Annotated in this window: 13 protein-coding genes; 6 read left to right on the top strand and 7 right to left on the bottom strand. The window is 74.8% G+C overall.

All coding sequences use genetic code 11. From position 1 onward, the window contains the following. Positions 1 to 266 precede the first annotated feature (266 nt). Positions 267 to 719 (top strand): hypothetical protein, encoded by a 453-nt coding sequence (locus tag Q0195_RS13590; protein WP_299279432.1) that lies wholly within the window; start codon positions 267 to 269, stop codon positions 717 to 719. 135 nt (positions 720 to 854) lie between these two features. Here the strand turns inward: Q0195_RS13590 and Q0195_RS13585 are convergent, their stop codons facing one another. The 4 genes from Q0195_RS13585 to pgm form a co-directional block, all read right to left on the bottom strand. After that, entirely contained in the window at positions 855 to 1,922 is a 1,068-nt protein-coding gene (locus Q0195_RS13585) for a phosphatase domain-containing protein (RefSeq protein ID WP_299279430.1), read from the bottom strand. A gap of 86 nt (positions 1,923 to 2,008) precedes the next feature. Then, the gene (locus Q0195_RS13580) at positions 2,009 to 2,254 is read right to left on the bottom strand and encodes a DUF6458 family protein (RefSeq protein WP_299279428.1); all 246 of its coding nucleotides are present in this window, start codon (positions 2,252 to 2,254) and stop codon (positions 2,009 to 2,011) included. A 98-nt stretch (positions 2,255 to 2,352) separates the two neighbouring features. After that, on the bottom strand, positions 2,353 to 3,573 hold the full coding sequence (locus Q0195_RS13575; RefSeq protein WP_299279426.1) for an MFS transporter: 1,221 nt from the start codon (positions 3,571 to 3,573) through the stop codon (positions 2,353 to 2,355). Between the two features lie 139 nt (positions 3,574 to 3,712). Beyond that, positions 3,713 to 5,392, bottom strand: a complete 1,680-nt coding sequence (pgm, locus tag Q0195_RS13570) for a phosphoglucomutase (alpha-D-glucose-1,6-bisphosphate-dependent) (RefSeq protein ID WP_299279424.1) — start codon at positions 5,390 to 5,392, stop codon at positions 3,713 to 3,715. A 206-nt stretch (positions 5,393 to 5,598) separates the two neighbouring features. Here pgm and Q0195_RS13565 point away from each other — a divergent pair, with 206 nt between their 5' ends. The 3 genes from Q0195_RS13565 (at position 5,599) to Q0195_RS13555 (ending at position 7,817) form a co-directional block, all read left to right on the top strand. Continuing rightward, complete coding sequence (locus Q0195_RS13565; protein ID WP_299279422.1) at positions 5,599 to 5,949, top strand: rhodanese-like domain-containing protein; 351 nt, start codon at positions 5,599 to 5,601, stop codon at positions 5,947 to 5,949. A gap of 157 nt (positions 5,950 to 6,106) precedes the next feature. Then, entirely contained in the window at positions 6,107 to 6,973 is an 867-nt protein-coding gene (locus tag Q0195_RS13560) for a DUF5926 family protein (protein ID WP_299279420.1), read from the top strand. A gap of 49 nt (positions 6,974 to 7,022) precedes the next feature. Further along, positions 7,023 to 7,817: a glycosyltransferase gene (locus Q0195_RS13555; protein ID WP_299279418.1), complete on the top strand. Its 795-nt coding sequence runs from the start codon at positions 7,023 to 7,025 to the stop codon at positions 7,815 to 7,817. On the opposite strand, the gene Q0195_RS13550 is transcribed toward Q0195_RS13555, so the two are convergent. After that, positions 7,793 to 10,138, bottom strand: coding sequence for a hypothetical protein (locus Q0195_RS13550; protein WP_299279417.1), 2,346 nt, complete (start codon positions 10,136 to 10,138; stop codon positions 7,793 to 7,795). The two genes, Q0195_RS13555 and Q0195_RS13550, sit on opposite strands and share 25 nt — an antisense overlap. 87 nt (positions 10,139 to 10,225) lie before the next feature. Between Q0195_RS13550 and pheA the strand changes: the two genes are divergently transcribed. Then, positions 10,226 to 11,179: a prephenate dehydratase gene (gene pheA, locus Q0195_RS13545; RefSeq protein WP_299279415.1), complete on the top strand. Its 954-nt coding sequence runs from the start codon at positions 10,226 to 10,228 to the stop codon at positions 11,177 to 11,179. Positions 11,180 to 11,263: 84 nt separating this feature from the next. On the opposite strand, the gene Q0195_RS13540 is transcribed toward pheA, so the two are convergent. Next, positions 11,264 to 12,469 carry a diacylglycerol kinase family protein gene (locus Q0195_RS13540; RefSeq protein ID WP_299279413.1) on the bottom strand — a complete coding sequence of 402 codons (1,206 nt, stop codon included), beginning with the start codon at positions 12,467 to 12,469 and terminating at the stop codon, positions 11,264 to 11,266. A gap of 59 nt (positions 12,470 to 12,528) precedes the next feature. Then, positions 12,529 to 13,104: a 1-acyl-sn-glycerol-3-phosphate acyltransferase gene (locus tag Q0195_RS13535; protein ID WP_299279411.1), complete on the bottom strand. Its 576-nt coding sequence runs from the start codon at positions 13,102 to 13,104 to the stop codon at positions 12,529 to 12,531. A 181-nt stretch (positions 13,105 to 13,285) separates the two neighbouring features. Between Q0195_RS13535 and Q0195_RS13530 the strand changes: the two genes are divergently transcribed. Continuing rightward, positions 13,286 to 14,131, top strand: an 846-nt coding sequence (locus Q0195_RS13530) for an aminoacyl--tRNA ligase-related protein (protein ID WP_299279409.1), incomplete at its 3' end; no start/stop codon positions are given.

Below are 14,131 nucleotides of genomic sequence, written 5' to 3'. Positions count from 1 at the left end.
TGGTTCACCCGTTCACTAGGGATGTCACCTGTCACCCGCATGGGGAGCCATCCCGCAACCGATGCGGCTCGGCGGCGCCGCTGAGCACCGACTTGCCGTCACCGGGCAGGTTGATCCGGCATCGCGAGGCCCGATGGGACCCGATGCGTCGGAGCTTTACCTCGCCTACCGGTAACGTGGACGGCAACCATCTCGCGGGCCGGCGCTGACGCACGGCTCGCGTCGATGGAGGGTCCGCGCTGGGACGGCCGCGAGGGGCGGGATGGATGCACTGGACGCTGTGGCTGCTCGGGTACTGGGTGGCGTCGGTCCTGGTCGCCCTGGTCATACCGGCCGGGGTCATGATGATGGTCTACATCGCCAGAGATCCAGGAGATGCCTCCATCATCGCCGGATCCTTCGCCCTGGCGGTGCTGACGTACGTTCCTATCGCGTTCGTGAGTGCGCTGGTTGCCGGTGCGGCGTCGATCGTGCTGGTGCGAGTACTACGGCTCGGCACTGCCGGGCACGGTCGGTGGGTCGCCTACGTCGCCGGCATGGCCGGGGTGTTTGCGACTGTCGTGCTCGGAACGGTGGTGTTCGCGCCGACGAGTACCCTGGCGGCGGCGTTCTTCCTCGCCTTCTGTGGGGGCGTCCCGCTGCTCGGGTCGCTCCCCGTGCTCAGGGCTTTGCGGCGCCGAGGTCGCCTCCCCGGCGTCCGGGTGCACGTCACGGCTTGACGTCACGAGCCACACACCAGAGTCAGAAGCGGGACGCAGTCGGCCGCTCCAGCGGCGCGAGCGGCGGGGCCCCCAGGGGGAGGCCGCGCATCCGGCGCGGCCGGCCATGGCGACCGGCGACCCCGGGATCACGCGTCACAGGTAGGGACGCAGCTCCCGCCACAGCGACTCGCCGTCCGGCCCCGCGACGGCAGGTACCTGGCGGCGGCCGGAGACCCGGCCGCCATCGTGACCCTTGCCCATGTCGGAGGCCTGGGGTGTGCCGTGCGCCAGCACGTGCTCACCCGCCGTCAGCCGGCGGATGCCGATGGCCACCACCCGGTCGGGGTGCTCCCGGGCGAGCTCGGCGTAGATCTCCGGGTCGTGCTGGCCGTCGTCGCCGATGAGCAGCCACCGCACGTGGGGGAAGTCGATGAGCAGCCGGCGCAGCGTGGTGCGCTTGTGCTCCTGGCCGCTGCGGAACCACCCGGTGTTGGTCGGCCCCCAGTCGGTCATGAGCATCGGGCCGGTGGGCAGCCCGCTGCGTCGGAAGAACCGTTCGAGCGCCGGCACCACGTTCCACGCCCCGGTGGACAGGTAGAACACGGGGGCACCGGGCAGTGCCGACCCCAGGCGGCGGAACAGCTCGGCCATGCCCGGGACGGGCTGGCGCGCCGTCGTGTGCCGCACGAACGTGTTCCACGCCGCGACCAGCGGCCGCGGCACCCGGGTGACCATGACGGTGTCGTCGATGTCGCTGACGATGCCGACGCGGGTCTCCGGGCCGATGACGAGCACCTGCGCCGTCACCGGCTTCGCCCCGCGCGCATGCACGCTGATCTCGTGTCGGCCGGCCGGGAGCCCGTGGTCCGGGACGAGGACGTCGAGGTACCCGCCGCGGTCGGCCCGTGCCTGGTGTGTCCGCCCGCCGATCTCGACGGCCACCGGGAGGTAGGCCACCGGTGCGGTGAGGAAGGACTGCCAGCCCCGCTCCGCCTCCTCCGCCTCGGCGAGCTCGCGTGAGGTGGCGCCGACGTCGGCGGCCGCCGGTGCGGTGTCGTCCGGGGCGCGGAGCAGCACTCGGGCCAGGACGCGCAGGGTGTCGGCGTTCCCGTACCCGGTGTACGGGATGGTCGCCGGCCGCCAGCCGTGCTCCTTGAGGTAGGGGATCAGCCGGCGGTTGACCGAGTCCTCGAGGTTGGCGGCGATCCCGGTGCGAGCCATGGCACGAACGCTAGGGGAGGGCAACGGGGGGTGCAGGTCCGACGCACCCCGCCCCCGGGTCCGGGAGCGGGGTACGGCCGTGGTGCTCAGCGCGCCGGCGGCGGACCGCCCGGGGGCGGGTTGCCGATGTCGCGGCGCTCGATGTACTCGGCGTGGCTGGTGTTGCGGCGCTGCCGTTGCATGGCGAACGCGAGCACCAGGGCGAGCACGCCGACCACCATGAGGATGTAGCCGATCGTGTTGATGTTGAAGACTTCCCACGTGTCCGGGGACAGCCCGAAGGCGAGGATCGCCCCCACGACGATGAGGAAGATCCCTCCACCGATGCCCATCTCGTACGTCCTTCCGTCGGCAGCTGGTGTCACGAGTGTGGTCGTGCCGGGGGCCCGCCGCACCCTGAGGAGCCGGTCCGACCGCGGCGGGCGGTGCCTCAGGCGGGGCGCTGGAGGGTGTGCTCGCGCCGCCCGGCCGCCCGCAGGAGCGGGCTGCACACCAGCCCGACGAGGAGCGCCGCGGCGGCGGCACCCGCGACGACGGCGAACCCGCCGCGCGAGCCGTACAGGTCGATGAGCATGCCCGAGAGCGACGCCCCCACGGACACCCCGACACCGATGGCTGCGGCGAGCCAGGTGAACCCCTCGGTGATGCGCCGGGCCGGGACGATGAGCTGGACGAAGGAGTTGCCGTTGGTGATCGTCGGCGCGATGGCGAAACCCGCGAGGAACCCGGCGAGGGCCAGTGCCGCGATCGACCCGACGAGGAGGAAGCTCGCCGTCCCCACGGTGAGCAGGGCGGTGCCGATGACGAGCCGCAGCCACAGTGGGCTGGACCACACGCGCGCCCCGTAGGCCAGGGCGGAGATGAGCGAGCCGAGCGCGAGGGAGGCGAGCACCGGTCCGGCGAGCCCCGGGGCGCCCTGCTCGGCGGTGAAGGCGACCACCGAGACGTCGATGCCGGCGAACATGATGCCGGTGGCGAAGAAGATGACGAGGAGGACGACCAGCGCCCCGCTCACCAGCGGCTCGGTCGGGCTCGCGGTCCGGGCGGGCCGCCCGGTGGCGGGCGGCTCCGTCTCCCGCTGGGACAGCAGCCAGTACCCGCCGACGAGGATGGCGAGGATCGGCACGACGAGTGCGGACCACGGCGTCACGCTGGTGGCGAGGAAGGTGGCGATGATCGGCCCGCAGATGAACGTCAGCTCGTCGAGCGCCGACTCCAGCGAGTAGGCGGTGTGGATCTGCGAGGGCTTCTCCAGGACCACACCCCACCTGGCCCGGACGAGCGCGTTGAGCGAGCCGATCGTCGCGCCGGCGAGCCCCGCGGCGGCGTAGAGCACCGGCTCGGGGGCATGCTGGACGGCGGCCACGACGAGCCCGGCGAGCCCCACGCAGGCGACGGCGAGTGACGGGCGCATGACCCGGGCCTGACCGTACCTGTCGACGAGCTTGGCCAGCTGCGGCGAGCAGAGCGCCTGGACGACGACGAACACCGCCGACACCCGCCCGGCCATGCCGTAGGAGCCGTACAGCGCGGCCACCATGAGGACGATCCCGAGGCCCACCATCGGGGTGGGGAGGCGCGCGATCAGCCCGGCAAGGGTGAAGCGCAGGGCACCCGGCCGGGCCAGCACGTCGCGGTACGGCCTGAGCACCCGAGCATTCTTTCATCCCGGGGCGCCCGCGCCCGCTCACATCCCGGCGCTGCCGCGCCCCGCTCGCACGCGTCCCTCCGCCCGGCGCCGACGCCGTCCGGGCTCGGTCCCGGCGCGTGCTGCCCGGGCTCGGGGCCGGCTACTCCAGGGCGGCGTCGACCACCGACTTGGCCTCGGCCTGGACCTGGGCGAGGTGCTCCGGCCCGCGGAAGGACTCGGCGTAGATCTTGTACACGTCCTCCGTGCCGGAGGGCCGCGCGGCGAACCAGGCGTGGTCGGTGGTCACCTTGAGCCCGCCGATCGGCTCACCGTTGCCGGGGGCCGTGACCAGCCGCCCGGTGATCGGGTCGCCGGCGAGCGTCGTCGCCGTGACCGCCTCGGGGCTGAGCGCGCCGAGCCGGGCCTTCTGCTCCCGGGTGGCCGGGGCGTCGATGCGCGCGTAGGCGGAGTCGCCGAAACGCTCGACCAGCTCCGCGTGCAGGTGGCTCGGGCTGCGTCCGGTGACCGCGATGATCTCCGCCGCGAGCAGGGCGAGGATGATGCCGTCCTTGTCGGTGGTCCACACGGTGCCGTCGCGGCGGAGGAAGGAGGCGCCCGCGGACTCCTCCCCGCCGAACCCGACGGAGGAGTCCAGCAGGCCCGGGACGAAGTACTTGAAGCCGACGGGCACCTCGAGGAGCCGGCGCCCCAGGCCCGCGGCCACCCGGTCGATGAGCGCCGAGGAGACCAGGGTCTTCCCGACGGCCGCGGCGGCGGGCCAGCCCGGCCGGTGGGTGAAGAGGTAGTCGATGGCCACGGCGAGGTAGTGGTTGGGGTTCATCAGCCCGCCGTCGGGGGTGACGATGCCGTGGCGGTCGGAGTCGGCGTCGTTCCCGGTGGCGACGTCGTACGGCGCCGGCCCGCCGTCCTGCGGCTGCATGACCGAGAGCAGCGAGGCCATCGCGTACGGGGAGGAGCAGTCCATCCGGATCTTGCCGTCCCAGTCCAGGGTCATGAACGACCACGTCGGGTCGACCCGTGGGTTGACCACGGTGAGCTCCAGCCCGTACCGCTCCCCGATGGCGCCCCAGTACTCCACGGCGGCGCCGCCGAGCGGGTCCGCCCCGATCCGCACCCCGGCGCGGGCGATCGCCTCGACGTCGACGACGCTGGCGAGGTCGTCGACGTAGGCGGCCAGGAAGTCGTGGCGGCGGGTGGTCTCGGCGGCCAGCGCCCGCTCCAGCGGGATGCGCGGCACCCGGTCGACGCCGGAGCGCAGGATCTCGTTCGCGCGGGCGGCGATCCACGACGTCGCGTCGGAGCCCGCCGGTCCACCGTGCGGCGGGTTGTACTTGAAGCCGCCGTCGCGGGGCGGGTTGTGCGACGGGGTGACGACGATGCCGTCCGCCCGGCCCGGCCCCTCCACCCGCGCCCCGGCGGCGGTGCCCGCGCCGTTGGCCAGGAGGATGGCATGCGAGACGGCGGGGGTGGGCGTCCAGGAGCCGCGGGCGTCGACCCGCAGCTCGACCTCGGCCGCCGCGAGCACCTCCACCGCCGTGCGCCAGGCCGGCTCGGACAGCGCGTGGGTGTCGCGGCCGATGAACAGCGGGCCGTCGGTGCCCTGCGCGCGGCGGTACTCGACGATGGCCGCCGTCGTGGCGACGATGTGTGCCTCGTTGAAGGCGGAGTCGAGGCTCGAGCCGCGGTGGCCGGAGGTGCCGAACACGACCCGCTGGGCGGGGTCGTCGACGTCCGGGCTGCGGTCGTAGTAGGCCGCGACGACCGCGTCGACGTCGATGAGGTCCTCGGGACGGGCGGGGGTACCGGCTCGCTCGTGCATGGTTCGATCCTGCCACCCGCTGCGGCCCCGGCGCAGCGCGTCGGCCCCGGCACCGTGCCGGCGTCCGGGGTGGCCGTGCGCCCGGGAGGGCGGGTGCACGGTGCCGAGGCGGGCGCCCGGTCCGGCGTGCCGGGCGGCGGACCGCGGCGCATCCGGCGGGGAGGACGGGCGGGAACCGCCACCCGCCGTCGGGTTACGGTGGAACCATGGAGGACGTCGACCAGCCACCGGACCTGACCGTCCAGGACCTCGACCCCGCGGCCCCGGTCCCGCCCGGTCACGCCGTCCTCGACGTTCGCGAGCAGGACGAGTGGGACGCCGGGCACATCGCCGGTGCCACGCACATCCCCCTCGGCGAGCTGCCGAGCCGCCTCGACGAGCTGCCGGACGAGGACCTCCTCGTCGTCTGCCGCTCGGGGGGCCGGTCCATGCGCGCCTCCGCGTGGCTCAACCACACCGGGTTCACCGCCCGGAACCTCACCGGCGGCCTGCGGGCCTGGACCGCCGCCGGCCTGCCGCTGACCAGCGACGACGGCGAGGAGCCCCACCTCCTCTAGGCCCCGGTGGGCGTCGACCGGCGAGAGCCGCAGCGAGGTGAGCGGCCACGCGGCGTCGGCCACGTGCTGCGCGCCGCCGCCGGTCGCCGCGGACGGCGGTCCGCCTCCGCGGACGGGCGACGCGACGGGCGCAGCCGGGCGGATAGGCTTGCTGACCATGGGTAAGAAGAGCCGCAAGCGCCAGTCCCAGCCCGCGCGTCCGAAGCGGGTCGAGGTCCCCTACGTCGAGCGTCCCTTCGAGGGGCTGCCGGGGGAGACCGACTGGGTCGCGCTGCGCGAGGTGGTCCCGGCCGCGACCGCCACCGTGCGCACCACGGAGGAGTACGGCGCACGGGAGGTCGTCGTCGCGACGATGCTGCCGGACCTGTGGCCGGCGCTGCACCGTGAGGACGGCACCATCCTCGTCGGCCTGCAGACCGCGGCGAAGTCGGGTGACGCGAGCCGGGACGTGGCCGCGGCCCTGATCCTCGCACTCGAGGCCGAGCCCGGCACCCCGGTGACCAACCTCGGCATCCTCGAGCCCGGCCCGCGCCTGCAGGACGTGCTCGACCTCTCCGTGCCCTTCGAGCCCGTCCTGCACGACGACTTCGGGTTCTGGCTCGCCGAGGACCAGCGCGAGGACTCCGACGTCGCGGCCGCCGTCGAGCAGTCCAGCGAGGGCATCGTCCCCACCGTCGCGGTCGACGGCGTCACCTCCGCCTACTGGTGCCGGATGGGCCGGGAGTTCCTCCGCTGGGCACGGCCCGAGCCGCAGGAGGATGTCCTGGACGCCATCGCCCGGCTCCACGCCCGCCGCGAGTCCGAGCTGGAGGAGGGGGCCCGGTTCGTCGGCGCCTTCCGCACCAGCGGGATCCTCATCCCGGTGTGGGAGCTCAACCCCGGCACCGAGGCGGACGAGCTCGTCGAGCCCTGCGCCCGTTTCGAGGAGAAGCTCCAGGCTGCGCTCGCCGAGGAGGGGCCCCTCGACGCCGACGCCCGCCGCGCCCGGGCCGGCATCGTCTCCCGCCAGGTCGCGCTGCGCTGACACGCCCGTGGACCTGCGCGACGAGCACCGGCCTGGATACGCTCGAAGTGTGAACCGGCGACCGAGCACCCAACGGGTCGCCGTTGTCATCCCCGCCAAGGACGAGGGCGAGCGGATCGCGGCGACGGTCAGGGCGGCGCGTGCCATCCCTCACGTCGACCTCGTCGTCGTCGTGGACGACGGCTCCACCGACGACACCCAGCACGTCGCCCGCGCGGCCGGGGCCGTCGTCGTGCGTCACTCCGTCAACCGGGGCAAGGCCTCGGCGATGGAGACCGGGGCGTCGGTCGTCGCCATGCGCGACGTCTCGGATGCCCCGCCCCGCCTGCTGCTCTTCATCGACGCCGACCTCGGCGAGACCGCCGTCGGCGTCGCGCCGCTCGTGGACGCCGTGCTCTCCGGGAGGGCGGACTGCGCCATCGCCGTCCTGCCGCCGCAGCCGGGCGCCGGCGGGCGCGGCATCGTCATCGGCCGGGCCCGCCGCGCCATCGCCCGCGCTACCGGCTGGGTGCCCACGCAGCCGCTGTCCGGGCAGCGCTGCCTCACCCGGGAGGCCTTCGAGGCGGCCGTGCCGCTCGCCCCCGGCTGGGGGGTGGAGACCGGCATGACGATCGACCTGCTGGTCAAGGGCTTCACCCTCGTCGAGGTGCCGTGCAACATCCGCCACCGGCCGAGCAAGAACGACCTGCGCGGCCAGCTCCACCGCGCCGCCCAGTACCGCGACGTCATGCTCGCCGACATCATCCGACGGGCCCGCGGGGTGCGGCTGAGCCTGCGTGACCTGGGTGACCGGCCGGCCAAGCAGAAGCCCGGGCAGCCCTACCGCGCCGTCGCCTCGCGCTGACCGGCCCGCCGCTCGGTCCGCAGCCGCAGCAGCCACCCGGCGACCACGCCGACGAGGAGCGGGACGGCCAGCGAGATGCCGATGGCGGGGATGACGATCCCGGAGTCGTTGACCGCGAAGCCGATCCCCAGCGCCACGGCCACCGCGACGAGCGCCGGGCGCAGCATCCGCGTGTCCGCGTCCAGGCGGCGCAGCGAGGAGCCCTCGGCGAGCCACCCGTAGGCGGCGTGGTCACCGGCGCGGGCGGCGCGCCGCAGCGGCTGGGTGAGGACGAGGACGACGAGCGCGATCCCGCCGACGGCGAGGAAGGTCAGGGTGGAGCCGACGAGGTTGGACAGGTTCTGTCCGAGCTTGCGCAGCACGACGTCGACCAGCCCGCCGTCGAGGACGGTCTCGACGAAGCGACCCAGGTGGCTGCGCTCGGCCGGCGGTCGCAGCCAGTCGACGACGGAGAAGGACAGCGCGACCACGGCCGCCGCACCGAGGACGACGAGCACCCGCCGCCAGCCGAGGCGCACCCCGAGGGCGAGGAGCGCCAGGATGACGAACGCGGGCAGCAGGGCGGGCGGGCCACCGAAGTCCGCGCCGATCCCGGGCGCCCCGTTGAGGACGGTGGCGACCGCCCCGACGAGCCCCACGAGCACGGCCGCCGCGACCCGCCGGCCCCGCCGGACGAGCGGCTCGGCCAGGCAGCTGGCGGTGAGCAGCGTGCTCGCGGCCCACAGCGCGAAGGAGGAGTTGTTGATCCCGTAGAAGCGGCCCCCCACCTGGGGCTGGACCCCCATGAGCGCCGCCACCTGGAGCCGGGCGCCGGTGACGACGTCGACGGCGAGGACGACGGCGGTGAGCCCGGCGACCACCCCGACCGGCGCGAGCAGCCGGTGGCGCCACGGGGGTGCGAGCGCGAGCCCGGCGACGAGCGCGGCGACCGCCACCGTGCTGGTGTAGACGACGAGGCCCGGCGAGCCGGCGCGCCACCACGGCAGCAGGTTGGCGAGGTAGCTGGCCACCGGCAGCGCGGCGACGGTGACCGCGACCGCGCGCAGCGTCCGCAGTGCGACGTCCGGGTCGATCGCCCGGGCGGCGCGGGCCAGGCCCGCCCAGCCGCTCGAGCGGCGGTGGGCGACCCAGCGGCCCACCCGCTGGAGGATGCGCCGGTTCAGGCCCACCGTGACGACGGCGTAGAGCAGGAGGTTGACGAGCACGAGGCCGGAGAAGAAGGGGGCGGTGAGCGGGCGGACCGCCATCGCGTGCCGGTTCTCGTCGACGAGCCGGGCGATGCGGGCCGCGCCCGAGCCGTCGGTCGGGCCGCTGGCCATCGGCGCGCCCGCCAGCCCGGCGGGGGCGTCGATGCCGAGGTGGTCCAGCAGGGTGGGCAGCAGGTCGGTGGACTGCACCATCCCGGGCTGGCGGGTGGAGCGGGACTCCAGCAGGCCGGGCTCGCCGTCGGGTGTGTCGAGCGCCATCACCTGCATGACGGGGGTGGTGCCGGAGTCGGCGAGCGACGCGAGGAGCACCGTCGCCCCCGTGGGGAGCGCGTCGAGGACGGCCGCGGCCCGGGCCTCGACCTGCGCCACCTGCTCCACCCGGTCGGGCCCGGCGAGCGGGCCGCCGCCCAGCCCCTTGACCGGCTCCTCCTCCGGGGAGCCGGCGAAGAGCGGGTGCTCGGCGGGCAACAGCGGGCGCCCGCGGTCCCGCACCGTGCCCAGGTCGACGACGACGAGCTCCATCCCCGGTGCGGCCTCGGACACGAGCGTGCCCAGCACGGCGGGGTCCTCGGGCCGGGGCAGGTACTCCCCGGCCACGCTGCCCGACGGGTCGGCCAGCGCCACCGCCGCCCCCGGACCGACGGCGAGCGCCGGGGCGCCGGCGAGGAGCGAGCCGAAGGTGCCCGGGCGCGCGTCGTAGGAATCCTCCGCGGCGGCGGCCAGGTAGTCCGACCAGCCCGGGACGACGCCGTCGACCGGGTCCTCCAGGAGCCGGCAGACTCCGAACTCGGCGGCGGGCAGGTCGGCGGCACGCCGGCCCGCGGAGACGGCGAGCCACCCGTCCGCCGGGCAGGTGCTCGACCGCACCGAGCGCACCACCATGTTCGCGGTGCCGGACTCCTCGGCCAGCGCCCACAGCCGCGGGGTGCCGAGTGCGGACAGGTCGTCCCAGCGCAGCCCGCCCGTGCCGAGCAGCACGACCGGGCTGCCGGCGGGGGCGCCGTCGTCGTCCTGGGCGAAGGCGCTCCCGGCGAGGGGCAGGACGAGGGCGGCGACGAGCACGACGGCGAGCAGCGCGAGCCCGGCGCGGGTGACATTCCGACGACGCCTCACCCGGGCAGCCTACGTGGCGCCGGAACGGGCGCCCATCTGCCATAGGCTTCCCCGGTGCGCACCGCGCGCAGAGCACGAGGAGAAGCGATGTCCGAGCAGCCAGCCGCCCGCTACGCCTACCTGGGACCCGAGGGGACCTTCACCGAGGCGGCGTTGCGTGCCTTCGTCGGGCAGGAGCCGGTCGACGCCGAGCCGGCCACCGACGTCGTCGCCGCCCTGGAGGCGGTGCGCACCGGGCAGGCGGACTACGCGGTCGTCCCGATGGAGAACTCGGTGGAGGGCGGGGTCAACGCGACGATGGACACGCTGGCGGCGTCGCCCGACCCGCTCGTCATCGTCGGTGAGGTCGTCGTCCCGGTGGCCTTCGTGCTCGCCGTCGTACCCGGCACCCGCCGCGCGGACGTGCGCCGGATCTCCACCCATCCCCACGCCTGGGCGCAGTGCCGCGGCTGGGTGGCGCGCGAGCTCGACGGCGCCGTCCACGTCCCGGCCACCTCCACCGCCGCGGCGGCCGCCACCCTCGCCGAGCACGGACGGGAGGAGGCCGGCTTCGACGCCGCCCTCTGCTCCCCGCTGTCGGCGGAGCGCTACGGCCTGGAGGCGCTCGCCGAGGGGGTGGCGGACAACCCGCACGCGGTCACGCGCTTCGTCGTCGTCGCCCGGCCCGGGGAGGTGCCCGAGCGCACCGGGGCGGACAAGACGACGCTCATGGTGCACCTGCCCGACAACGAGGCCGGGGCGCTGCTGTCGATGCTGGAGCAGTTCGCGGTGCGGGGGATCAACCTCTCGCGCATCGAGTCCCGCCCCATCGGGGACTCGCTGGGCCGCTACTCCTTCTCCATCGACCTCGAGGGCCACGTCGCCGAGGAGCGGGTGGCCGACGCGCTCATCGGCCTGCACCGGGTGTGCCCGCTCGTGCGCTACCTCGGCTCCTACCCGCGGTGGGACCGGGTCGCGGCGCATGTCGCGCCGGGCACGCACGACGCGGACTTCCACGCCGCCCGTGCCTGGGTGGAGGACGTGCGCGCCGGGCGCCTCTGAGCGCGGCGGGTGCGCCCCGCCCCGGGGCTGCCGGTCCCGGGTGCGGACCCCGGGGCACCGGGTCCGCGGGTGGCACGGGGTGGCCTACGGCGTGCGCACGACCAGCCCGCGGTGCTGCACCCGGGCGTGGACGACGGTGGCCTCTCCGAGGAGGTCGCCGTCCACCTGCACCTGCTCCGGCTGCGCGGTGCGGATCGTCAGCGTGTGCGCCCGGCGGAACTCGATGCTCCCGGTGCTGTAGGGCAGCAGGTCGCGGCGCACCCCGAGGCCCTGGAGCACGACCTTGCGCAGCAGGTCCGCCCACCCGATGATCCCGCCGCGGGTGTCGATGGCGGCGACGTCGAGCCAGCCGTCGTCGAGCTGGGCGTCGGGGAAGAGCACCACCCCGCCCGGCAGCCGCCCGCAGTTGGCGATGAGCACGGTGCGCGCGTGGAACTCGGCGCTCTCCCCGGAGTCGCCGAGCTCGAGGGTGGCCTGGATCTTGCGGCCGAGCAGGTGCCGCGCCCCGCCGACGAAATAGGCGAACCAACCGATCTTCGCCTTGAGCTCGTCGTCGGCACCGCCCACCATCGCGGCGTCGAAGCCCATGCCGCCGATGACGAGGAAGACGTGCTCGGTGTCGAGCTCTGCCCCCGGCACGCTCCCCTCCCGGACCTCGGGGGCCTGGTCCTCCTCGGCCGGGGTGGGCGCGACGGCGGTGCGTCCCGGCTCGTCGCGGTAGACGTCCCGCTCAGGCTCGGCGGCGGCGGGCGGGCGCTCGATGCGCAGCCAGCCCAGATCCATCGCCCGGTCCCGTCCGGTGAGCGCCGTCGTCACCATGTCCCGGTAGCCGGTGAGCGGCACGTCGAGGTTGCGCGCGAGCAGGTTCCCGGTGCCCAGCGGGAGCACGCCCATCGGGGTGTCGGTGCCGGCCAGGCCCTCGGCGACCGCCCGCACCGTGCCGTCGCCCCCGGCGGCGATGACGACGGAGGCGCCGCGGGCCAGGGCGGTGCGCACCTGACCCGCGCCCGGGTCCTCGACGGTGGTCTCCAGCCACAGCGGCTCGGGCAGCCCGGACTCGGCGGCCACCTCGGTGACCAGCCGGCGCAGCCGTTCGCCGTCGGTGCCCTTCGAGGGGTTGAAGACCACGGCGGGCGGGCCGGTGGGGCGCCGCGGCGGCTCGGGTGCGGGGTCGTCGTGCGCGAAGGACGGGGTGCGGCGCCGCAGCGCCCGCCACACCGTGAACCCCAGCGCGAGTCCCGCGACGGCGATGACGAGCGCGATGACCGCGACCCACTGTTCCCAACTCACGTCGGCACGCTACTGGGTGCCCGTGGTTCCTGCCCCCGCCGGGACGGTGCGGTGGGACGTCACTCCTCCTCGGCGTGGAGGCGGGGGATGCGCTCGCCGCCCGGTCGGACCCCGACCTTGCCCGCGTAGAACTCCCGGATGCGGTCCATGTCGGCGCGGACGTCCCCGGTCATCGTCAGGGTGGGACCCAGCCCGGTGGTCATGGTGCGGCCGTCGACGTAGCCGAGGGTGACCGTCAGCCCGGTCGCCCGGGCGATCCGGTAGAACCCGGACTTCCAGTACCTCACGGCGGTGCGCGAGCCCTCTGGGGTGATGACGAGGTAGGTCGGGCCGCCGGCGCGGACCTGCTCGACGAGCTCGTCGACCAGGCCGCGGGGGTCGTCACGCCGTACCGGGATACCGCCCAGCGCCCGCATGAGCGGGCCGAAGGGACGCTTGAACAGGCTGTCCTTGCCGAGCCACCGCACGCTGATGCCCCAGTGCCACGCCAGCGCGAGCATGAGGACGAAGTCCCAGTTCGAGGTGTGCGGGGCCCCGATGAGGATGCCGCTGCCCCCGGCCGGCGGCGCGGTGGGCGCGGGCGACCACCGGCTCAGGTGCCAGTAGACACGGGCCAGGGCGCGGCGGATCCTCACACCGTCGACCCTAGCCGCAGCCCGCCGGTGCCGAGCCGAGATGCACCCGCTGGACCGGCCTCTCGACGCGCGGGGCATCACCGGCCGGGACGGCCGGGACGACGTCGTGTCCGGCCCGGAGGTGAGCCTGCCCGCCCGACCGGACATGAGGTGCCCCCACGCCCCGGATAGGCTCGGGGACGTGATCGATCTCAGAGCCATGCGCGAGAACCCCGACGTCGTCCGCGCCAGCCAGCGTGCGCGGGGTGAGGACCCCGGTCTGGTCGACCGTGCTCTGGAGGCCGACGAGCGTCGGCGCACCGCCCTCACCGCCTTCGAGCAGCTCCGGTCCGAGCAGAAGGAGGTCAGCCGCTCCGTCGGCAAGGCCTCCCCGGAGGACCGCCCGGCCGTGCTGGCCCGCGCCAAGGAGCTCGCCGAGCAGGTCAAGGCCGCCGAGCGGGCGGCCACGGCCGCCGCACAGGAGGCCGAGGCGATCGCCTACGAGCTGTCCAACGTCGTCATCGACGGCGTGCCGCCGGGCGGCGAGGAGGACTTCGCCGTGCTGCGGGAGGTGGGCGAGCGGCCGCAGCTGGAGCAGGTCCGCGACCACCTCGAGCTGGCCGAGGGGCTGCGCGCCATCGACGTCAAGCGCGGGGCGAAGGTCTCCGGGGCCCGGTTCTACTTCCTCACCGGCGTGGGCGCCCGCCTCGAGCTCGCGCTGCTCAACGCCGCGATGGACCAGGCCGTCGCCGCCGGGTTCGTCCCGATGATCACGCCCACCCTCGTCACCCCCGCGGTCATGGGCGGCACCGGCTTCCTCGGCGCCCACGCCGAGGAGGTCTACCACCTGCCCGACGACGACCTCTACCTCACCGGCACCTCCGAGGTGGCGCTCGCCGGCTACCACGCCGACGAGATCATCGACCTGTCCGACGGCCCGCTGCGGTACGCCGGCTGGTCCACCTGCTACCGCCGCGAGGCGGGCTCCTACGGCAAGGACACCCGCGGCATCATCCGCGTCCACCAGTTCAACAAGGTGGAGATGTTC

This window comes from uncultured Georgenia sp., from assembly GCF_937958535.1.
Taxonomy (GTDB): Bacteria; Actinomycetota; Actinomycetes; order Actinomycetales; family Actinomycetaceae; genus Oceanitalea.
Note: the sequence above shows the minus strand (reverse complement) of the source record. Positions and strands in the feature narration are given on the sequence as shown.

Excerpts from the sequence above, each read along its gene's own strand:
- Q0195_RS13590 (WP_299279432.1), top strand. The coding sequence starts at position 267 with ATGCACTGGACGCTGTGGCTGCTCGGGTACTGGGTGGCGTCGGTCCTG.
- Q0195_RS13585 (WP_299279430.1), bottom strand. The coding sequence starts at position 1,922 with ATGGCTCGCACCGGGATCGCCGCCAACCTCGAGGACTCGGTCAACCGC.
- Q0195_RS13580 (WP_299279428.1), bottom strand. The coding sequence starts at position 2,254 with ATGGGCATCGGTGGAGGGATCTTCCTCATCGTCGTGGGGGCGATCCTC.
- pgm (WP_299279424.1), bottom strand. The coding sequence starts at position 5,392 with ATGCACGAGCGAGCCGGTACCCCCGCCCGTCCCGAGGACCTCATCGAC.
- Q0195_RS13565 (WP_299279422.1), top strand. The coding sequence starts at position 5,599 with ATGGAGGACGTCGACCAGCCACCGGACCTGACCGTCCAGGACCTCGAC.
- Q0195_RS13560 (WP_299279420.1), top strand. The coding sequence starts at position 6,107 with ATGGGTAAGAAGAGCCGCAAGCGCCAGTCCCAGCCCGCGCGTCCGAAG.
- pheA (WP_299279415.1), top strand. The coding sequence starts at position 10,226 with ATGTCCGAGCAGCCAGCCGCCCGCTACGCCTACCTGGGACCCGAGGGG.